This is a genomic window from Fontivita pretiosa (assembly GCF_050410795.1).
In the GTDB taxonomy this organism is placed as follows: domain Bacteria; phylum Planctomycetota; class Phycisphaerae; order Tepidisphaerales; family Tepidisphaeraceae; genus Fontivita; species Fontivita pretiosa.
The window spans coordinates 775,720-796,599 of sequence record NZ_CP191258.1 but is presented as its reverse complement, the minus strand read 5'-3'; the positions used below and the strand labels follow the sequence as shown (position 1 = coordinate 796,599).

General features: G+C 63.9%; 12 protein-coding genes. 6 read left to right on the top strand and 6 right to left on the bottom strand.

Annotated features, from left to right (window positions below):
* Positions 1-6: 6 nt before the first annotated feature.
* Positions 7-639, top strand: a complete 633-nt coding sequence (locus ACQS5P_RS03075) for a hypothetical protein (protein ID WP_428939438.1) — start codon at positions 7-9, stop codon at positions 637-639.
* Positions 640-891: 252 nt separating this feature from the next.
* Positions 892-1,950 carry a prepilin-type N-terminal cleavage/methylation domain-containing protein gene (locus ACQS5P_RS03070; RefSeq protein ID WP_428939437.1) on the top strand — a complete coding sequence of 353 codons (1,059 nt, stop codon included), beginning with the start codon at positions 892-894 and terminating at the stop codon, positions 1,948-1,950.
* Positions 1,951-1,959: 9 nt separating this feature from the next.
* On the opposite strand, the gene ACQS5P_RS03065 is transcribed toward ACQS5P_RS03070, so the two are convergent.
* On the bottom strand, positions 1,960-3,681 hold the full coding sequence (locus ACQS5P_RS03065; RefSeq protein ID WP_428939436.1) for a methylmalonyl-CoA mutase family protein: 1,722 nt from the start codon (positions 3,679-3,681) through the stop codon (positions 1,960-1,962).
* A gap of 49 nt (positions 3,682-3,730) precedes the next feature.
* On the bottom strand, positions 3,731-4,948 hold the full coding sequence (locus ACQS5P_RS03060) for a cobalamin-dependent protein (protein WP_428939435.1): 1,218 nt from the start codon (positions 4,946-4,948) through the stop codon (positions 3,731-3,733).
* Between the two features lie 47 nt (positions 4,949-4,995).
* On the opposite strand from ACQS5P_RS03060, the gene ACQS5P_RS03055 reads away from it, so the two are divergent.
* Complete coding sequence (locus tag ACQS5P_RS03055; RefSeq protein WP_428939434.1) at positions 4,996-5,754, top strand: 3-oxoacyl-ACP reductase family protein; 759 nt, start codon at positions 4,996-4,998, stop codon at positions 5,752-5,754.
* Positions 5,755-5,843: 89 nt separating this feature from the next.
* Here the strand turns inward: ACQS5P_RS03055 and ACQS5P_RS03050 are convergent, their stop codons facing one another.
* The 3 genes from ACQS5P_RS03050 to ACQS5P_RS03040 all read right to left on the bottom strand — a co-directional run bounded on the left by ACQS5P_RS03050 (position 5,844) and on the right by ACQS5P_RS03040 (position 12,680).
* Positions 5,844-7,976 (bottom strand): 3-hydroxyacyl-CoA dehydrogenase NAD-binding domain-containing protein, encoded by a 2,133-nt coding sequence (locus tag ACQS5P_RS03050; RefSeq protein ID WP_428939433.1) that lies wholly within the window; start codon positions 7,974-7,976, stop codon positions 5,844-5,846.
* A 61-nt stretch (positions 7,977-8,037) separates the two neighbouring features.
* The gene (locus ACQS5P_RS03045) at positions 8,038-11,061 is read right to left on the bottom strand and encodes a proline dehydrogenase family protein (RefSeq protein ID WP_428939432.1); all 3,024 of its coding nucleotides are present in this window, start codon (positions 11,059-11,061) and stop codon (positions 8,038-8,040) included.
* 98 nt (positions 11,062-11,159) lie between these two features.
* Positions 11,160-12,680 (bottom strand): MFS transporter, encoded by a 1,521-nt coding sequence (locus ACQS5P_RS03040; protein ID WP_428939431.1) that lies wholly within the window; start codon positions 12,678-12,680, stop codon positions 11,160-11,162.
* A 411-nt stretch (positions 12,681-13,091) separates the two neighbouring features.
* Between ACQS5P_RS03040 and acs the strand changes: the two genes are divergently transcribed.
* The 3 genes from acs (at position 13,092) to ACQS5P_RS03025 (ending at position 17,339) form a co-directional block, all read left to right on the top strand.
* A complete protein-coding gene (acs, locus tag ACQS5P_RS03035; protein WP_428939430.1) occupies positions 13,092-15,107 on the top strand; it encodes an acetate--CoA ligase in 2,016 nt (671 codons plus the stop codon).
* A gap of 169 nt (positions 15,108-15,276) precedes the next feature.
* Entirely contained in the window at positions 15,277-15,942 is a 666-nt protein-coding gene (locus tag ACQS5P_RS03030) for an adenylate kinase family protein (protein ID WP_428939429.1), read from the top strand.
* A 74-nt stretch (positions 15,943-16,016) separates the two neighbouring features.
* Positions 16,017-17,339: an NCS2 family permease gene (locus ACQS5P_RS03025; RefSeq protein WP_428939428.1), complete on the top strand. Its 1,323-nt coding sequence runs from the start codon at positions 16,017-16,019 to the stop codon at positions 17,337-17,339.
* A gap of 26 nt (positions 17,340-17,365) precedes the next feature.
* Here the strand turns inward: ACQS5P_RS03025 and ACQS5P_RS03020 are convergent, their stop codons facing one another.
* Entirely contained in the window at positions 17,366-20,800 is a 3,435-nt protein-coding gene (locus tag ACQS5P_RS03020) for a dockerin type I domain-containing protein (protein WP_428939427.1), read from the bottom strand.
* Positions 20,801-20,880 lie beyond the last annotated feature (80 nt).

Genomic DNA, 20,880 nt, shown 5'->3' with positions numbered 1-20,880 from the left:
CAATATATGTGGATATACGCGCTGTTCTCTGGCATGCTCGTCGTTTTATCTTGCGTTTGCGGGTGCGGGCGAGACGCGACGTCGTCACTGAAGGGGCAAACAAATGCAACCCTTACCTTCTACGGAAAGGCCGTCGATCAAGATGGGATCCCCCTCCCCGGCGCGAGCTTCGCATTCCGGCTTGAGGCTTATCCGAAGGACTGGACGTTCGAGACACGTGGGCGACTGAATGAGGCAACGACGGTGACGGCGACGAGCGATGAGAATGGACTGTTTCAATTCACGGTGACCGGTTGCACCTTGCGCCGGCAGAGTGCAGAGCGTGAAGGGTACCGCCACTTCTGTGATGAAGATCATGGTAGCAGCTACTCGGCCAACAACTACTTCTACACTTTGATTGCCTGGAGCGACCTCTGGTACAAATCCGATCCCCACCATCCTGCTGTCTTCGTTTTCGTGAAAGACGGGGTCCGCGAAGTGTCGGCACTGCCCTGCAAAGGCGGCTACGACTCGGTCAACGGCAAGAACTGGACGCTGAACAAGCCGGGCTGGCCTAGGAAGCCTTCGCTCAAGGACGTCGTTCAGAAGCGGGCGTCTACGCAGGCCACAACGCAGCTTTCAACGCAACCTGGGACGTAGACGACCCCGCCCAAGCCGTACGTGTGGATCGGGGTAGAGGATGGGCAGGGATCGGAGTCGCCCCGGCAACGATGACCCGATCACGTTCGTTCTGGGTCACTGGGGGTACCGGAACAACTCAACGTTAGTGTGGCATCTCCGCAGGCCTGACTGCCTGGTCTGCCCGGCCAGTTCTTTGTTGCTCTTTAGGGCGGAAAAGATTATAGAATACCGATCCGGTCGCGGCCCTGATGCAGTTCGGGCAACCTTACTATGAGATCAATCTTGCTACCGTTCGGTTCTCACGCCCGTGGCGTGAACTGCCGGCAGGCAATCCGTGGGTGTGCCGGCCGTCGCGGTCTCCGCGCGGATGTCGCAGACAACCCCCACCGCGGGTTTACGCTGGTCGAACTGCTCGTGGTGATCGGAATCATCGCGGTTCTGGTGGCGGTGCTGCTGCCGACGCTGGCGGCGGCGCGACGACAGGCGGCGCTGGTGAACTGCGCGTCCAACGTCCGCCAGATCGTCAATGGATGTCTGCTGCGGGCACAGGACAGCAAGGGATTTCTGCCGCTGGCGGGGGAGTTGATCCTGCCATTGAGCGCGCGTTTCACAGGATATCCGGCAGGTCTGAAGGACAGCGCCAAGACGCGGTACGTTTACGCCAAATCCCCCGTGGCAGGCGGCGACATGCCCGTGCCGCTGCCGGCCGCCATCGCTCCTTACCTCGGCTACGGCAAGAACCTCAGTTACAACGACTGGGATAAGCTGGACCTGGAGCTGAACGCGAAGAACGGCATCTGGCGGATGTTCATGTGCCCGGCGACCGACTCGTACGCCAAGGCCAACTACACCAACGGCGGCGTGGAGATGCCGGTGGGGCAGGCGACGATGATGGCGGTGAAGCTGCTGAACCGTACGCGCAAGTTCGAGGCGTTGTGGTCCACCAATTCCGATTACGGGATCAACGAAGGGGTCTTCGGGTACACCTACGAGCCGTACGCGCAGCACGGCCGGCTGGGCGGGCAGCTCAGCCGCATTCGCAACCCGTCGGCGACGGTGCTGATCACCGACGCCAAGCCCAACCCCAGAGGCGCTCACAGCAGCTTCCCGGATGGCTGGATCTGCTGGGCGCCCTCACCAACCCCGCGGGGCTCGGTGCCGCTGAGCGAGGCGATGCGTCCGCCCGGGTCGCGCGAGGCGGTCGATCCATCGATGTTCGACCGCGCCCGTCATAAGGGGCGGATCAACATCGGCTTTGCCGACGGACACGTCGCCACGCACACCATCAGCGAGCGTGACCTGAGCGGGGTGTATTTGCTGGTGCGGTGAACACACCTGTCAAACCACCTGCCGATAGCGGCCGACGAGGTCGGTCAGGCGCTGGGTGATCTGCCCCAGCGAGCAGACCTCGACGGTTTGGATCAGCTTTTCGAAGACGTTGCCGCCGGATTCGACGACGCGCGAAAGCTCGTCCAGCGCGCGGGGCGCCTGCCTGGCGTTGCGCTTCTTGAATGCCCGCAGTCGCGCGATCTGGCGCTGCTGCTTGCTGGCGCTGGTGCGGACCAGGTTCATCGGCGGGGGCTGACCGTCGTCGGCATACCGGTTCAGGCCAATGATCGGGCGCTGGCCGGTGTAGATCTGGCTTTCGTACCGATGGGCGGCGAGCTGGATCTGGCTGCGCTGGTAGCGTTGTTCGATGGCCGCAAGAACTCCGCCGATGCGATCGATCTGGCGGAACTCGCCCAGGATCGCGCGCTCCACCGCGCGCTCCAGCGCCTTCATCCCGTACGATCCGCCCAGCAGGTTCATCGTGTGCCTGAACAGGCCGGACTCTTGCAGCAGGATCGCCTGTGCTTGCGCCGCCAGGCGCACGTACTGCTCGCTTGGGGTGGTGAACGGCTCGTCGGCGCTGTTGCTGTGGCAGGAGTTGGTGGCGTTGGCGTAGGCCAGCAGCAGCTCGATCGCGGTGCGCGTGAGGTTGTTCTGGAACTGTCGTGCAATCAGCGAGCGCCCGCTGGTTTGCGTGTGGACCTTGAACCGCTGCGCCGCTTCATCGGCCTTGAACACATCGCGCATGGCGATGGCCCAGATCTTACGGCAGACGCGCGCCAGCACCAGGTACTCCACGTCCAGCCCGCAGTCGAGGAAGAAGCTGAGCCGCGGCCCGAACTGATTCACATCCAGTCCGCGGTTCCTGAACATCTCGACGTACGCGATGCCGTTGCTCAGCGTGAACGCCGCCTGTTGCACGGGGGTTGCGCCGGCCTCGGCGATGTGGTAGCCGCTGATCGAAATCGGGTACCATCGCGGCATTCGGCTGGAGCAGTACTCGACCATGTCGCCGAGGAATCGCAACGCCGCGTCGATCGGGAAGATCATCTCGTTCTGCGCCTGGACCTCCTTGAGCACGTCGGCCTGCACAGTGCCGCGAAGCTTGCCGACGACATCGGCTCCGAAGCGTCGTTTGGCAGCGGCGACGTACATCGCCAGGATCGTCGGCGCCGGGCCGTTGATCGTCATCGAGACCGAGACATCGGGGCTGGCCAGGTCGAAGCCGGCGTAGAGTTTTTGCATGTCTTCGACGGTATCGATGGCGACGCCTCCCTCGCCGACCTTGCCGCGTACGCCATCGGCGTCGGAGTCCAGCCCGTACAGCGTCGGGCCGTCAAACGCCGTGCTCAGCCGCACGCTGTTCTGCTGTTTCGTGAGGTAGTGGAAACGGCGGTTGGTGTCCTCGGCCAGTCCCAGCCCGGCAAACAATCGCGTCGGCTCTTCGGCGTTGTTGGAGTCGAGATACATCTCGCGATACGCCGCATTCACGAACGGAAACTCACCGGGCAAGCCTTCGCCCAGAAGATAGCGCGTAACTTCGGCGGGCTCGTCGGTGTCGGGCAGGGCCAGTCGGGGCAATTCCAGCCCGGTGGGTGTTGGCGCCGTCCTGATGGAGGAACGGATCTGTCGCCACCGCTCCAGGATCTGCTGGCCGAACTGCGCATCCGATCGCGCGCGGGCCGCCTGCTCCTCCACGCCGCGGTTGAAGCTCTCAACGGCGTCGCTCACTTGCGCCAGTATTCCCATATGAAGACTCCATTGAACGCCAAGGAGGCGATCACAATCGGCAGAGCATTTCGAACAACCGTTGCACGCCTTCATCGTTGTGGCGTTTTGCGGTCGTGGCGATGACCTGTTGGCCGCGGTGGTTGGCGGCGATGCGCTGCTCGAGTTCCGCCGATGCCCGCGGCGCGCCCGGCAGGTCGCTCTTGTTGACCACGACCACGTCGGCCACGTCCAGCATGGCGATCTTCTGAAGCTGGAGCGGGCTGCCGTAATCGGGGCTGATGGCGAAGATCGAGCAATCCACAGTGCCGGGCGGAAATGGCACCGCCTCCTGGCCCGTGCCAACGGTTTCAAGGATGATCACGTCGAAGGGCAACCGCTTGAGCAGCTCTAAAGCGCGACTCGTCTGCGGCGCCAACCCGCCCGACTGTCCCTGCGTCGCCAGGCTGCGCATGAAGACGCGATCGTGCTGGCAGTCGATCATCGTGGCACGATCGCCAAGCAGCGCTCCACCGGCGACGATGCTCGGATCGTGCGAGAGTATGGCGACGCGAAAGTCATCGCGAAGCCTGAGATACCGCCACACCAGCTCGTCGATCAGGGTGGTCTTTCCCGCGCCGCCGGGACCGGTGATGCCAATGACGGGCGCCGCTGTTGCCGACCCCGTGCCGCCGCAGCAATCTTGGTTCGTGGCAACACTCAGCATTTGCGCGATCCAGCGGTCGTTGGGCTTTTGACTCGCAGCGGCGGGGCGCTTGGGCGAGCGCAGCGTAGACCCGCGGCGATTGCTGAAGCGCGACCTGACGTAGTTGACGATCTCGCTCAGGGGTGTGCCCGCCGTGAAGATCCGGTCTACTCCGCGCCTGCGCATGGCCTGCGCATCGCGCCGGGAGATCGTGCCCCCGCCGCCGCCGAAGACCTTGATCTGCCCGGCGCCCTCGGCTTTGAGCTGCCTGACCACGTCGCCGAAGAACTCGACATGCCCGCCGTTGTAGCTGGAGATTCCCACGCCGCGCACGTCCTCCTGGATCGCCGCCCGCACGATGTCGCGCACGCTGCGGTGGTAGCCGAGGTAGACGACTTCGACGCCGGCGCGGATCAGCTCAAGGTTGATCGTGTTGATGGCGCTGTCGTGGCCGTCGCAGATCGGAACGGCGGTGAGGATGCGGATGGGATCGGGCGCAAAAAGGTGATGGTCGCTTCCAGAAGCATCGCGTGCCTCATTCGGCCCGTTGCCCTGCGGCTTCTGCGTTCGAGTGTGATTCTTCATCCTTCATCCTTCTGCCTTCACGCTTCGTCCTGTTATGCTCTGTGGCCATGCCGGACGAACTCGACTTTTCGGGAAAGGTGGCATTGGTGACGGGCGCGTCGCGCGGAATCGGAGCGGCGATTGTCTCGGCGCTGGGGCAACGCGGGGCGCGATGCATCATCAACTACGTTTCGGATCCCGATGGACGAAACGAAGCCGACGCGCGGGCTGTGGCCGCGGCCCTGCCCGATGCGCAGATCGTTCAAGCCGACGTGGGCGACGCATCGCAGGTCATGCAGATGGCGGAGTTCGTCCGCGGCAGCTTCGGCGGGCTGGACATCCTGGTCAACAACGCCGGGATTCTCCGCGAGCGAACCATCAGGAAAATGACCAGCGATGACTGGGACCTGCCGCTGCGGATCAACCTCACCGGCACGTTCAACTGCATTCGCGGGCTGCTTGAGCTGATCCGCCCGGGTGGACGCATCGTCAATGTCTCCTCGGTCAGCGGCAACCTGGGCTTCTTTGGCCACGCCGGGTACGCCACGAGCAAGGCCGGCATCCTCGCCCTGACCAGGGTGGCGGCGCGCGAGCTGGCCAAAAGCCGCATCACCGTCAACGCGATCGCGCCGGGATTCATCCAGACGGAGATGACACGCGGCATGCCGCCGCAAACGGTGGACAGGATCACCGAGCAGATCCCGCTTGGCCGCTGGGGCACCAGCGAGGACGTGGTCGGCGCTGTGCTGTTTCTCTGTTCGCCGCTGGCGCGCTACATCACCGGCCAGACGATCCACGTCAACGGCGGGTACTACATGGGCGGCTGAACAGACGGCAGTGGGAGAAGGGCACATTGCAGAATCATCGTATGGCGACTCTGCTTTGCGCGCTGCACCAACGGGGTCTGGATCGAGCATCATGTCCGTCCTTCCCCGATCGGGCGATCGCTCTTGGCCAGTTCGCTCAGCAGGGAGGCGGGCAGGAACCTTCGCCCGTGCGCCGCGGCCAGATCCTTCATTCGCTCGACGAGCTTGCGGGTTCCGACCGAATCCGCAAAGCGAATGATGCCGCCTCGGAACGGACCCATGCCCAGCCCCAGCAGGCTGGCCAGATCGATCGCGTCGGTTGAGCTGGTGACCCGTTCCTCCAGCAGTCGTACCGCTTCATTGATCATCATCGCCAGCAGTCTCCACTGAATGACATCGGCAGGCGGTATCGGGGCGTGCGACTTGACGATCAGCTCGATCAATTCGCGATGGGCGGTGGGCGCGGCGGCGTGATGGTGCGGAGTGTAGATGTAAAACCCTCGCCCGCTGTTTCGCCCCAGCCAGCCGCGGGCCACGGCGTCATTCAGCGCCGGCGGCAGGGTTACCCGCCCGGCAAGCTGCGGCTGCGCGCCGATGGCCCGGAACATGACGGCGACGGTGTCGATCCCGAGCATGTCCATCAGCATCAGCGGCCCCATGGGCATGCCCCAGTTCACCATCGTCTGATCAATCAGCTCAATCGGCACGCCCTCGGATAGAAGCTGCATCGCTTCGGACAGATAAACAATGAGGATTCGGTTGACGATGAAGCCGGGAGAATCGTTGACAAGAATGGGGATTTTGCCCAGCCGGGTCGCGACCAGCGCGACGGAAGTAGCGACGGCGGCCGGATCGGAGGCGGCGGTCCGGGCGATTTCCACCAGCCCCATCCGCGGCACCGGATCGAAAAAGTGAATCCCGATGACGCGCTGCGGACGGGAGGTGGCGCGCGCCAGCGACTCGATGCTCAACACGCCGGTGCTGCTGACCAGCACTGATGCGCGCTGCGCGATACGATCGGCCTGCGCCAGCAGCTCCTGCTTAAGCGCGGGGTCTTCCGCGGCGGCCTCGATGACCAGATCCACCTCCGCCAGCGGTGCAGGTTCACTGGCGGTTCGCAGCCTGCCCAGGCAGCGATCCATTTCGGCCTGGTCGATCTGTCCGGAATCCAGATCTTCGGTCAGGATTTGGCGCAGACGCTGGATGTCGGCCGACGGATCAGGGGTATGAGGATGGATCAGATGCACGCAAAGGCCGGCGCGAAGCAGGGCGTGGGCGATTCCGGCGGCGGAGGCTGCGCCGCCGAGGATCGCTGCCGACTGCACCGTCGCCGGCGCGGCCGAGCCGGCCTGCTCGACGGCAGCCCGGCGGGCGCTTTGCCGCAGGAAAAACACCCGCAGCAGGTTTCTCCCGGTTTCGCCTTCGATCAGTTCCAGCAGAGCGCGGCGAGGTTCCCGCAGAGCGGCGTCAGGGCCGTGCTCGTATCCCCTGCGCACCAGATCGATGATTCGCAGCGGGGCCGGGTAGTGGCCATGAAGCCGTGTCTCAAGCTCATACTCGAACTGGTCCAGGATCTGATTGCGCTGTTGCGGGCTGGCCACGCCGCTTCGCTCGGGGGGGAAATTGGAGCGATTCGGCGGGCAGGCCAAAATCGCCCGGCGGGCGGCGATCAGAAGCTGCTGTCGCGGCACGAGCTGGTCGAAAAGGCCGATGCGCAACGCCTCGGCGGAGTTGATGGTGTGGCCCTCGGTCATCAGTGTCAGCGCCGGTGTCAGGCCGATCAGCCGCGGCAGACGAACCGTGGCGCCGAACGCGGGGATCAGTCCCAGCCGCACTTCCGGAAGCCCGATGGCGTAGGCGCGATCGTCGGCGGCGATGCGGCTTCCGCAGGCCAGCGCCAGCTCCAGTCCGCCGCCCAGAACATCCCCGTTGATCGCCGCCACCGTCGGCAGCTTCAGCCGCGCGATTCGCGTGAACAATGTCTGTCCAATCGCCAGATATTCGTCAAGCTGATGTCGCGTGAACTGCCGCAGCTCGAGAAGGTCGGCGCCGACAAGGAACGAACGATTCTTGGCCGACGCGAAAATGATCCCTCGCGGCGCGGTCTTTTCCGCGGCCTGGATCGCTTCATCCAGCTCGCGCAGGACCAGCGATGAGAGGGTGTTGATGAGCCGGTCCGGCAGATCGAACGTGATGGTCATCACGCGATCCGGATCGATGCTGACTCGAAGGGTCGTTGCCATCAGAGTGCCACGGATGAAGGATGAAGGCAGAAGGACGAACAGCGGCAGCCGGCGCGTCGCTTCATCCCTGGTCCTTTGACCTTCGATCCTGATCAATTCCTTCCAGTTCCGGCGCCACGCCGCGGCGCATCGTGTTTTCCGTCACCACGCGTGGATCGACGAAGTTGAGCAGGTATCCGGGCCCGCCGGTTTTGGTTCCGCCGCCGCTCATGCCGAACCCGCCGAAAGGCTGTCGGCCGACGATCGCGCCGGTGCAGCCGCGATTGAGGTACAGGTTTCCGACGCGAAACTTCGCCCGTGCGTATTCCAGATGATCCGGCGCGCGGGAAAAGACCGCGCCGGTGAGCTTGTACGCCGAGGCATTGGCGATGTCGATGGCCCGCTCGAAGCTGTCGGCGCGCATCACCGCAAGCACCGGGCCGAACAGCTCTTCCTGCATGAGACAATGGCCCGGATCGGTGACTTCATAGATCGCCGGCGCGATGAAGTAGCCGCTCAAACCTTCGGGTACCTGGCCGACGTAGACGGGCCGCGCGCCGGCGCCAGGATCGGCGATGGTGCGCTTCAGGCGTTGGTACGCATCCCGATCGACGACGGGCGGGAGCTGGCAGGACGGATCGTCCGCCGGAGCAATCAGCAGGCTGCGGCATGCCTCGCTCAGCCGCGCGACGAACGGCTCGTACGCGGAACCGACCACGATAGCGCGCGAGCAGGCCGAACACTTCTGCCCGGCATAGCCGAAGCTGCTCCGCACGACGCCGAGGACGGCCTCGTCGAGATCGGCATCCTCATCAATGACAATCGCGTTTTTCCCGCCCATCTCGCAGACGATCCGCTTGACCTGCGCCTGCCCGGGACGCACCACCGCCGCCTGCTGCATGATCCTCAGTCCAACGGCCATGCTGCCTGTGAAGGCGATGTTGGCGACCAGGGGATGCTCGACCAGGGTCGCGCCGACTTCCTCGCCGATGCCGGGCAGGAAGTGAACCACGCGCGGGTCGAAACCGACGTCGATCATCCGCCTGTACAGCTCGTAGGCGATGGCGCTGGACTGCTCGGCGGGTTTGAGGATGACGCTGTTGCCCGCGACCAGGGCAGCGGTGGCCATCCCGGTGAGGATCGCCAGCGGGAAGTTCCACGGGGCGATGACGACGCACACGCCGCGGCCTTCGTAAAGCAATGTGTTGTCCTCGCCCGGCATGTCTCCCTGCTTGCGCGGGGAAAGCTCGATCATCGCCTGGTGGGCGTAGTAGCGACAGAAGTCGATTGCTTCGGCGACGTCGGCGTCGGCCTCGCGCCAGGGCTTGGCCACCTCAAAGGTCTGAAGAGCGGCCAGCTCGTAGCGATCCTGCTGGAGCCGCTCGCCCAGACGGTTGAGCAGTCGGGCTCGCTCGAGCAATGGCGTATCACGCCAGGCGGGATAGGCGTCGCAGGCGGCGCGAGCGGCGTCGTCGGCATCTTCCGGCGAGGCCAGGTGAATCGTCGCAACAACCCTGGAGGGGTCGCCCGGACACTCACGCTGGAGAATCCGCGAAGCGCGACGCAACTGCCCGGCGACGACGATCGGGACTTCCGCGGCCGCCGCAAGCCGCTGGCGGCGGACGGCCTCCGCAAAAGCGCTGCGCTGGGCAGGGTCAGTGAAATCGGTGTGCGGGCAGTTCACGAAGCAGATGTTGTGATCGCTCGATCGCGGGCGCGGCGGCGCGCCGTCGCCCGTGAACTTCGGTCGCTCCAGCAGCGCATCGATGTCCACGCGATCGTGATAGCTCAGCTTCAAAAAGCCGCTGTTGGAGGTGTTCTCCAGCAACCGACGCACCAGGTATGCCATCCCCGGAAGCAGTTCCCCGACCGGCGCGTACACCCGCGTGCGGTACCCGAACTCGCGAAAGGCGGCACGCTCGGGCTCGGCCATGCCGTAGAGCATCTGAATCTCGATCGCGTTCTTCGGCAGCTTCAGTTGTTCGGCGAGTGCGATCGCGTGCGTGAGAGAGCGGAGATTGTGGCTGGCGAAAGCCGGATGCAGATACTGGATGTTCTCCAGCAGCATGGCGCTGAGACGCTCATAGTTGGCGTCGGTGTCCGACTTGCTGGTGAACACCGGGCACTCGTAGCCGTTCTGCCGCGCGATCACCACCTCGTAGTCCCAGTAGGCTCCTTTCACCAGCCGTATGGTAATCGGTGCGCCGCGACGCCGGGCCAGTTTGAGCATCCTTTCAACATGTTCTGGCGATCGCCGCAGGTACGCCTGCACGACGATGCCCACGTGCGGCCAGTCGGTGAGTTGCGGATGAGTGACGATCTGCTCAAACAGCTCATAGGTGATGTCGTTGATCGCCCACTGCTCCATGTCCACGTTGAGAAAAACGTTTCGTTCGCGGGCGCGGAGAAACAGGGGCAACACACGCGGAAGCAGACGCTGCACGCTCCCGGACAGGTCGGCGGCATCCAGGTGCGGCTCCATTGCCGAGATCTTCACCGAGATGTTCGTCCGGGGGATCGGCCCCAGGTGGTTGTAGTCGATCAGCTCATCGGCCGGCCAGCGGTTCACTTCCTCGACGAGGTTGTCGATCAGGTCGAGGTAGCGTTTCTGGTAGACATCGGCTTCGGCGTGGGAGATTGTGGCTTCGCCGAGCAGATCGACGGTGAAGGCAAACCCGTGGCGGTAGAGGTCTCTCAGGACCGGCAGCGCCTCGGCGGCGTCGCGGCCGACGATGAAGCGCTGGGCCAGGTCGGTGACGTTCTTGCGGATCGCCCGGGCGGCCAGACCCGAAGCGATGCCACCGGAGGCAAGCTTGATTGCGGCGCCCAGAAGCATGGGCAGCTCGCGGCCAGGCTTGAGCAGGTATTGCCGCATGTGGGCCGAGACCTGCTCGGTGGTGTGCAAGGTCGGCAGCACGTCCACGAAACGGAACAAGTCGATCTTGAACGATGGGTCGGCCATCGCCCATTCGAGCATGCGGCCCTGCCAGTATCCGCGGTTGAAAACGCCGGGCACTTCGCCGCGGATGCGATTCCACAATTCGTGTCCGCTGCGGCGGATTTGCGCTTCCAGACCGTCGGTGCTATGCGCTGGATAGGCGCTCATGCTCACGCCTGAATTATAGGATAAACCCGTGGCATCCGCGGCTCGGGAACTCGCCGGCCATGCGGGTCCGGCGCTGCGCGTGCGTGCGGGAATGACGTCTAGTCGGGGTTGTGGCGATGATGCCGATGCGGCAGATGAGGCAGATGAAGCTCATCCCAGATTCGGACATGTCGAGTTTCCTGGAGCTTCCACGTGCCAACGGCGAAGGTCAGCAGGGAGACGGCAATCGGATAGATCAGCCCGGCGTAGATGTTGCCGGTGGCGGCGCAGATGGACAGTCCGATCACCGGGAGCAGCCCGCCGAACACGCCGTTGCCGATGTGATACGGCAGTGACAGCGATGTGTAGCGGATTCTGGCCGGGAAGGCTTCAACCAGATACGCCGCGATCGGCCCGTAGACCATCGTCACGTACACGACCTGTAGAAACACCAGCAGCACGAGCAGCGGAAGATTGGGATCCCTGGCGATCGGGGCGGGGATCTGCTGGCCGTCCTGAATCGTCAACGCCACGAGCTTCTTTTCATTGGTGACGGGATTGACCACCTGCGATTGGACGGCGACGATGTTGTTCCCGGCTGCGCGCTCCATCCCGCGGTAGATTGGAACGTACGTCAGCGCCGCAATCAGGCAGCCGGCCATCATCAGCTTCTTTCGCCCGATCCGATCGGACAGCGCGCCGAAGACGACAAACAGGGGCATGGCCAGCAGCAGGGCGACGGCGACGACGATGTTGGCGGTTCTGGTTTCGATCTTGAGGATGTTCTGGAGATAGAAAAGGGCATAGAACTGCCCGGTGTACCAGACGACGCCCTGCCCGGCGGTGGCGCCGAAGAGGGTCAGCCCGATGCGTTTCCAGGAGTCCCAGGATCCCAGGCTCTCCTTGAGGGGGGCGGTGGACGTTTTGCCCTCCTGCTTGAGGGTGCTGAAGATGGGGGACTCCTTCATCCGCAGGCGGATGTACAGCGACAGGCCGACCAGCAGGATCGACAGAAGGAACGGGATTCTCCAACCCCAGGCTCTGAATGCCTCGGGCGACATCATCGACTGCACCATGAGGATGACCGCCAACGAGACGAACAGCCCCAGCGTGGCGGTGATCTGGATGAAGCTGGTGTAGAAGCCGCGGCGATGGTCGGGGACATGCTCGGCGACGTAAATGGCGGCGCCGCCATATTCGCCTCCCAGCGCCAGGCCCTGAAGCACGCGGATGAGGATCAGGATCGCCGGTGCCAGCAGGCCGATCGTCTGGTAGGTTGGCAGCACGCCGATCAGCGCCGTCGCCCCGCCCATGATCAACAGCGTCACGAGAAACGCGTATTTACGTCCGACCAGATCGCCGATGCGACCGAAAAACAGCGCGCCGAACGGGCGGACGACAAAACCAACGGCGAATGTGGACAGATAGGCGATCAGGGCCAGCGTGTCGTTTCCCGGCGGGTAAAACAGCGGCGAGATTACCGCCGCCAGCGAACCGAAAATGTAGAAGTCGTACCACTCGATGACGGTTCCAGCGGCGGAGGCGGCGATCACCTGCCAGATGCTGTAGCCATAGCGCTGGCGGCTGTCGGCGGCGGAGACGGGAGCGGCGGACGGCAGCGGCGTGGTCAGATCGGTCATTCGAGACTGGCTCCTGTTGCTGACGCTGCTGTCCGAGCTGCGCGGCCGGCGCCGGTGCCGCAAAGCCGCGACGCGGAGCGTTGCGGCGGCCGCGGCGCACCTCCGATAGCCGGTGAACCCGCAGCGCAGTCGGGCAGTCAGGCTTGAGACAAGGCGTTGCTGGACCTTCCAGCTCAGATGCTAACCGACGCGCGCCGAGGGCTGCAACCGCAAGTCGGGCGCGATTGCCCGCTGCCGGCGAACTGCGGACATAAAAGTCCGTAACTGCCCGCCAGAATCGCCTGCACCACGGGGCGGCATGTTCTACGCGCATCCGCCGGCGTTTGTTAGGATGAAACCAGCGCACTCGGTCTTGCGTCGCGCAAGCCTTATCTACATCGCGTCTTCTTTTGTTGCGGAGGAACCTTGCTCATGGATGCCGCTAACACACAGGCACACACTCACGCCCAGGCCGACGCCTCGACTGCCATTGTTTCGGCGTTGCAGGAGAATCGGCTGTTCGCGCCGTCCGCGGCTTTCGCCGCCAACGCACGCATTCGCTCGATGGATCAGTACCGGCAGATGTATCGGGAGTCGATCGAACATCCCGAGCAATTCTGGGCCAGGGTGGCTGAAGAACTGGACTGGACCACGAAGTGGACCAAGGTCCTGGAGTGGAAAGTGCCCTACGCCAGGTGGTTCGTCGGCGGCAAGACCAACATGTCGGCCAACTGCCTGGATCGGCAGATCAGGGCCGGTCGCGGAGACAAAGCTGCGATCATCTGGGAGGCTGAGCCGGAGCAGGTTCCCGGCAGGGGAGGCCAGGTCCGCAAGATCACCTATAACCAGCTTCGCGACGAAGTCTGTCGGTTCGCCAATGGGCTGAAAAGTCTGGGGGTGAAAAAGGGGGACCGGGTCACGATTTACATGCCGATGGTGCCCGAGGCCGTGATCGCGATGCTCGCCTGCGCACGCATTGGAGCGCCGCACTCGGTGATTTTCGGCGGGTTTTCCAGCCAGGCGATTGCCGATCGCGTCGAAGACGCGCGCTCGCAGATCATCATCACGGCCGATGGCGGCTGGCGCCGCGGCGCCGTCGTGCCGTTGAAGAACAACGTCGATGAAGCTCTGACCAAGACCAGCCTGGTCAAAACCGTCGTGGTCCTGGAACGCACGGGCAGCCCGGTGTCGATGGTCCCTGGGCGTGATATTGCCTGGAAGGATGTGATCGACGGCCAATCAACCATTTGCGAGCCCGAGCCGCTCGATTCGGAAGATCCGCTGTACGTGCTGTACACTTCCGGCTCCACCGGCAAGCCCAAAGGCGTGCTTCACACGACGGGCGGATACATGGTGGGCACGTACCTGACGACCGGGTATGTCTTCGACATGCAGGACAGCGACGTGTACTGGTGCACCGCCGACATCGGGTGGGTCACCGGGCACAGCTATACGGTGTACGGCCCGCTGAACAACGGCGCGACGGTGGTGATGTACGAGGGCGCGCCGAACTTTCCGGACTTTTCACGATTCTGGTCGATCGTCGAGCGGCACAAGGTGTCGATCTTCTACACGGCGCCCACGGCCATCCGCGCGTTCATGCGCGCCGGGCGTCAGTTCGTCGATAAACACGATCTGTCGTCGCTCCGGCTGCTCGGGACGGTTGGCGAGCCGATCAACCCCGAAGCCTGGATGTGGTATCACGAGGTCGTCGGGCATAAACGCTGCCCCATCGTCGATACCTGGTGGCAGACCGAGACGGGCATGATCATGATCACACCGCTGCCCGGGGCCACTCCGACCAAGCCGGGCACCGCCACGCTTCCGTTCTTCGGTGTCGATGCCGCCATCGTCGATCGCACCGGCAGAGAACTCGGCCCCAATCAGGGCGGGCTGCTGGTGATCCGCAAGCCCTGGCCGGCCATGCTGCGAGGAATCTTCAACGATCCGGATCGATACCAGCGGCAGTATTGGAGCGATGTGCCGGGAATGTACTTTACCGGCGACGGGGCTCGGCGGGACGAAGACGGCTACTTCTGGATCATGGGCCGCATCGACGACGTGTTGAACGTCTCGGGACATCGGCTGGGCACTGCGGAAATCGAAAGCGCGCTGGTGGCGCACGACGCGGTGGCGGAGGCGGCGGTCGTGGGCATGCCTCATGAGATCAAGGGGCAGGGCATTGCCGCCTTCGTCACGCTGCGCAGCGGCTTCCTGCCCAGCGAGCAACTGAAAAAGGAACTGTCGGCGATGGTGCGCAAACAGATCGGCGCGCTGGCGGTGCCGGATCAGATCCGCTTTACCGATGCGCTTCCCAAGACCCGCAGCGGCAAGATCATGCGGCGGCTGCTGAAGGAGCTGGCTGGCAGCGGGGAAGTCCGTGGCGATGTTACCACCCTGGAGGACTTTTCGGTCATTGCGCGGCTGAAGGAGCAGGATGAAGCCTGAGTCAGCCGGTGGCGCAAACCGCGCGAGCCAGAACAGATGACTTTTTGATCCTTTTAGGCTAGAGTGCCCGGCTCGTTGAATCGTTGAACCCCTGTTTTGCGCAGCGGAGTACTGGCAGATGCAATCCGTGGAACGAGCCTACTGTTGTGCCGATTGCTTCGGACAAACCATGAAATACAAGAGCATCCTCCTGTTCGGCGCCCCCGGCAGCGGCAAGGGAACCCAGGGCAAAATCCTGGCCGCCATTCCGGGGTTCTACCACAGCTCCACCGGCGATATCTTCCGCTCGCTGGACCTGCAAAGCGAGGCCGGACGGATCTTCTGGGAGTACTCCAGCCGCGGCGAGCTGGTCCCCGATGAGTTCACCATTAACGTCTGGAAAAACTACATCAAGGGGATGGAGATGATCAATCAGTTCCATCCCGAGACCGAGTTGCTGGTGCTGGACGGCCTGCCGCGAAATCTCAAGCAGGCCAAGCTGCTCGAGGACACCATCGAGGTGGTCAAGATCATCTATCTTGTCTGCACCGACATGAACAAGATGGTAGAGCGGCTGCGGCGGCGGGCGCTGAAGGAAAATCGCCCGGACGACGCCAATGACAAGGTCATTCAGCACCGGCTGGAGGTCTACGAGAAAAACACCAAGCCCGTGCTGGACTTCTATCCGCCGGAGAAAATCGCCCGCGTGGACGCGACGATGTCGCAATTCAAGGTGTTGCAGGCGATCATCAACATTCTGGCGCCGATCAAGGAACAGCTCGATCAGCAGCGGGAGAAGGAGGAGCGGGAGCGCGAGCAGCGCCGGCTCCAACCCGAACCCGCCGCCGCCAAATGAAATACGGGCCGGGAGCCTTTGCTGCGCGGCGTTGCCACGCCCGCCACGCCGATGCATCATACCGGCCGATGGTCATGTGGCGGCTTTCGGCCAGGATCGGGACGTATTTCCAACTGCAACAGCGAGGCAGCAGCGTCGCCCAGGAGCTTCGCGGCGCGATCGCCACCTTTCTGACGATGTCCTACATCGTCCTGGTCAACCCGCAAATCCTGGGCGCCGCGGCGGGCATGAGCGACGACGTGCGTCACTCGCTGGCGGCGTGCACCGCGCTGGCGGCGGGGGTCTGCTCCATCCTCATGGGGCTGGTCGCCAACTTCCCCATCGCCCTGGCCAGCGGAATGGGACTCAATGCGATCGTGGCGTATCAGCTTTCCGCGGCAGCCGGATCGTGGCGCGGGGCCATGGGACTGATCGTGCTCGACGGGCTGATCACCGCGATTCTCGTGCTCGCCGGTCTGCGCGAAGCGATCATGCACGCCATTCCCCGCCCGCTGCGGCTGGCCATCGGCGCGGGCATCGGCATCTTCATTGCCTTCATCGGGCTGACCAACGCGCGGATCGTTCTGGCCAGCGCCGCGGCGGGCGTGCCGATGGCCCCGGGACACTGGCGCGATCCGAACACCGCGGTTTCACTGATCGGACTGCTGATCACAGCCGTCCTGATGGCGCGGCGAGTGCGCGGAGCGCTGATTCTGGGTATCCTGATCACCACCCTCATCGGCTTGCCGTTCGGCGTCACCAGGCTGCCCAGCGAGTTTCGCGCGCCGAGCTTCGTCGCCGCATTTCAGGCCGACGTTTTGGGCGCGATGCAGTGGAAGCTGCTGCCGCTGCTGTTTGCGGTCATCATGGTGGATTTTTTCGACACGCTCGGCACCGCCAGCGCCGTTGCCGAAGAAGCCGGACTGGTGGACCAGCAGGGGCGAATCCCGCGCGTCCGCCGCGTGCTGTTGATCGATTCGCTCAGCGCCGCGATCGGAGGGATGCTGGGCGCAAGCAGCGTCACCAGCTACATCGAATCCGCCGCCGGCGTCGCCGAGGGCGCGCGCACCGGGCTGCATTCGGTTTTCGTCGGCGTGATGTTCCTGCTGGCGATCGTGCTGGCTCCGCTTGCCGGCATCGTGCCCGCGGCCGCGACGGCACCGGCCCTGATCCTGGTTGGCTACCTCATGATGTCGCAGGTGACGCGGATCGACTACACCGACGCCGGCAGCGCCATTCCCGCCTTCATCACGCTGCTGACAATCCCGCTGACCTACTCGATTGCTCACGGGATCGGTTACGGATTCCTCACGTTCGTCGCGATCAGGCTGCTGACCGGCCGCGGGCGGCAGGTGCATCCGCTGATGTACCTCACATCGCTCGCGTTCGCGGCGTATTTCCTGCTCGATCGCTCATAGCCGCAGTGCCCGAATCCACCGGGCCGCTATCGCCGGCGCAGCCGCGCGCAAGACGAGCCGAACACTCCGAGTAGAGCCAGGACGGCGCCGACGGCGGGCTCGGGGACCGTGGCCGGCAGCCCGCGCTCGGAAAGCATCGCCTGGAGATCGGCTGGTGAGCTTGATGGTGCCAGCAGGCCGAACCCCCAGTGCGTGGCCAGCAGATACAGGTCGCGGATGTTGACTCGGCCGGAGCCGTCGAAATCGGCGGTGACCCAGCTTCGTCCGCTCAGTTGCCAGTTCTGAGCCAGCACATCCAGGTCCAGAACGTTGACCAGCCCGTCGAGGTTGGCATCGCCCGGGATCGCCGCCGTCACCAGCACGCTGTTGGGGTCGTACGTGACGGCCAGATACTTGTTGGCATTGACGATCAGCCCACCGACCGTGTCGAACATACCGGTCACCGAGATTGCCGAGATGATCTCGTGCTGGACGAGATAGCTCGGGTTGTACGCGGCGATGAGACCAAGCTGAAGGTGCCCATCGATCGAAGCGTTCCCCAGCACGGTGATGCGATCGAAATCGTTGAGCCCGCTGCCGCCGAGCTGCATGTTGGCGGCGCCAATGGCGGTCTGCTGGAAATCGACAAGCTGGGCCTGTCCGGCGGCGGTATCGGTTGCGAGTTGAATCGTGCCGTCGTTCTGCACGAGCACGCCCAGGTCGGAACTGACGACTCCATCGTTGAGGCGCAGGATGCTGCCATTGTTGTTACGCAGCGCACCGCCTCCCGTGAAGCTGGCGCCGACGGGGATCACGGTAAGCGTGTTCGCCAGCCGCAGGGTACCCGTCAGGGTGTTGGTGCTGGCTGCGCCGAACGTGGCGTTGCCGGTGATCTGGATGGTCCCCGTGCCTGCGGTGACATTCACCGTCGAGTTGAAGTTGGTCGAGTTGGTTGAGCGGTAGCGTCCGCCGCTGTCGATCCGCAGCGTCGAGCCCGCGTCGAACTGCAATTCGAACCCATTGACGAAGACCTCGCGGTTGTCGTTGACGAAAACGGTGCCGAGGAACGAGACGCCCACAGTGTCGCGGATCTCGAGGTCACCGGTGTTGGCCACCAGGCTGCCGACGTTGCCTGCGCCGTCCCAGTCGTTGTTGTTCAAAGGGGTCTCGACGATGAGCGTGCCGTTCTCGGCGTCGAGCCGCGTGTTGTTGATGACCGGCGCCGACAGCAGCCCGAAGCCGTTGATCCCGCTGGCCAGCCCGTTGGTGATCGCCGCGCCCCGAATTTCTCCACCCTTGAGTTCGACGAAGCCGGCGACATTGCTGTTCCAGGCATTGGTAACGTTGAGAATCCCGTCGGTGTCGGCCGTTCCGATCACGCCGACATCCAGGATCGTGCCATTGATGTTCAGGATCCCATTGTCAGCGCGCAGCTCGGTGTTGTTGGCGAACTCGATACTGGTATCGATCACGCCAAAGCCGCTGAGGCCCTGATCGATCAGAGCCCGCACGGCGCCTGCGCCGGTGATGGTTCCTCCACTGAGGGTATTGAGGTCAACCAGTGTTCCGCCGCGGAGATTGAAGCTGCTGGCGGCGGCGACGTTGACGGTCCCGGCGATGTCGGTGCGCGCGGTCCAGATGCTGTTGCCGGTGATGTTGGTGACCCCGTTCATGTTGAAATCGGAGCCCTGGATTCCGCCCCCGCCCAGATTCCCGCCCAGCGCGTTGATGTTCAGTACCCCGCCGTTGGACAGGATGATGGTCCCACCACTGCCCGCCACCAGGGTCCATTCCGCATTGGGGTCGGTGATGTTGACGATGAGGCTGGCAAGACCGCTGAGGCTGTCGTTGAGGACGAGCGTGTCGGAACCGAGGATCGTGCCGCCAAAGCTGTTCATCGTGCTGGCGTTGATCGTCAGCGAGGTGGAGTTGAGCGTGACCGTGTTGCCAAAACTGTCGGTGCCGTCCAGGTCCACCGTGCCGCCGGGCATGTTGATCGTGGTCGCGGTGGTGATGGTGATATCTCCGCCGGTGCGAAGGGCGCCCGTGCCCGTAAAGGACGACCCGCTGACGGTCGCGTTGCCGTCGATCCTGGCCACGCCGCCGCTGTTAATGATCAGAGCGGTGGTGGAGGTCCAGGTGCTGGGTGCGTTGATGTCCAGCGTCGAATTCGTGCCCACGTTCAGGTCCGCGCCCGCCAGCGCGACGGTGTTTCCGCTGATGACCGATATGCCCGTGTTGGCGCCGGTGTTGACGGCGCGGTTGATGCCCCACGCGCTGTCGGTGGAATCGGTGACGGTGAGAGTGCCGCCGTTGAGATTGGTCACACCGCCCAGCACATCGTCGGCGCCGGTTCCGAGGTTCAGGGCCAGTGTCGCGCCGGCGTTGATGGTGATGACGTTGGTCAGGAATCCCCCGCCATCGGGGTTGAAGTTGGCCTGATTCACGGTGACCGTCATACCCGGCTCGACGGTGATGCTGGACGTACTGCCGGGCATGAGGAAGTTGGCGCCGGCGCCGATGGTGGCGTTGGCGTTGAAGATGACCTCGCCGTTATTGGTCAGCGTCCCACCGCTCATGGTGAACGCTGCATCGAACTGAAGCGCGCCATCGCTGTCCACCACCGTGATCGTTCCGTCGGTCTGGGTGAATGCGCCGCCACGGATGTATGCCACGTCCGCGGGAATGCTCGGGATCAGCGGAGGGTTGCCGGCGACAAAGCCGTTATCCACGTCAATCGTGGCGCCGGCGTTGATGCTCCAGGCACTGGCAATGTCCAGAACGGAATTGTGGAAGAGGTTGATGTCGCCGCTGAATGCGTCGGAGAGCGTGACATTGATATCCAGCGTTTGATTGCGGAAGACATTGACCACGCCGTTCTCGCCCGTGCCGTCGAGGTTGATTCGCGCATCGGCGTCGGCGGCGTTGATGGCGAGCGTGCCAGCGGGAGGCGCCCCGCCGATGATCAGAGAGGTTCGCGACGCTGACAGCGTGCCATCATTGAACATGACCGTCGTTACGGCGCTCAGCGAGTCGCTGAACTGGATCGTGCCGAAACCGGTCACATCCCCGCCGCTGTTGATGTCCAGCGAGCCGTTGCCGGTCTCTTCAATGACGGTGACCTGCCCGCCGCTGAGGTTCATCCCGGCGCCGGTGTTGATCGAGATCTCGTCAGCGGTCAGCAACGCGCCCGTGCCCCCGACGTTGAGATTCGTGCCGGCATCAACCAGGCTCACAAGACCGTTGACGGTAAGGCTGAATCCGTTGAGCGAGAGGTCGGCGCCGTTGGACATGGTCAGCGCCGCGATCGAGTTGCTGGAGCCGAGAGTGACGCTGTTGGGCTGGTTGAAGATGGCCTCGTCATCGGGATCGGGCTCGTCGGCGGGAGTCCAGTTGCCCGCGCCGGTGGCGTCGGTCCAGGTGGTGTTGCCACCGATCCAGGTGATGGGCACTGCGTTGAGCCAGATCGGCGTAGCCGCCATCGCCGCCAGTCCTACTGCCGCCCGCAACGCGCGACCTCGCCGCGATCGCACCCGAGAAGGGGGCGATACCGGGCCACGTG

Bases quoted from the DNA above. Each gene is read 5' to 3' on its own strand.
- ACQS5P_RS03050 (WP_428939433.1), bottom strand. From the start codon at position 7,976: ATGGCAACGACCCTTCGAGTCAGCATCGATCCGGATCGCGTGATGACC.
- ACQS5P_RS03045 (WP_428939432.1), bottom strand. From the start codon at position 11,061: ATGAGCGCCTATCCAGCGCATAGCACCGACGGTCTGGAAGCGCAAATC.
- acs (WP_428939430.1), top strand. From the start codon at position 13,092: ATGGATGCCGCTAACACACAGGCACACACTCACGCCCAGGCCGACGCC.
- ACQS5P_RS03075 (WP_428939438.1), top strand. From the start codon at position 7: ATGTGGATATACGCGCTGTTCTCTGGCATGCTCGTCGTTTTATCTTGC.
- ACQS5P_RS03055 (WP_428939434.1), top strand. From the start codon at position 4,996: ATGCCGGACGAACTCGACTTTTCGGGAAAGGTGGCATTGGTGACGGGC.
- ACQS5P_RS03070 (WP_428939437.1), top strand. From the start codon at position 892: ATGAGATCAATCTTGCTACCGTTCGGTTCTCACGCCCGTGGCGTGAAC.
- ACQS5P_RS03030 (WP_428939429.1), top strand. From the start codon at position 15,277: ATGAAATACAAGAGCATCCTCCTGTTCGGCGCCCCCGGCAGCGGCAAG.
- ACQS5P_RS03025 (WP_428939428.1), top strand. From the start codon at position 16,017: ATGTGGCGGCTTTCGGCCAGGATCGGGACGTATTTCCAACTGCAACAG.
- ACQS5P_RS03020 (WP_428939427.1), bottom strand. From the start codon at position 20,800: ATGGCGGCTACGCCGATCTGGCTCAACGCAGTGCCCATCACCTGGATC.
- ACQS5P_RS03060 (WP_428939435.1), bottom strand. From the start codon at position 4,948: ATGAAGAATCACACTCGAACGCAGAAGCCGCAGGGCAACGGGCCGAAT.
- ACQS5P_RS03040 (WP_428939431.1), bottom strand. From the start codon at position 12,680: ATGACCGATCTGACCACGCCGCTGCCGTCCGCCGCTCCCGTCTCCGCC.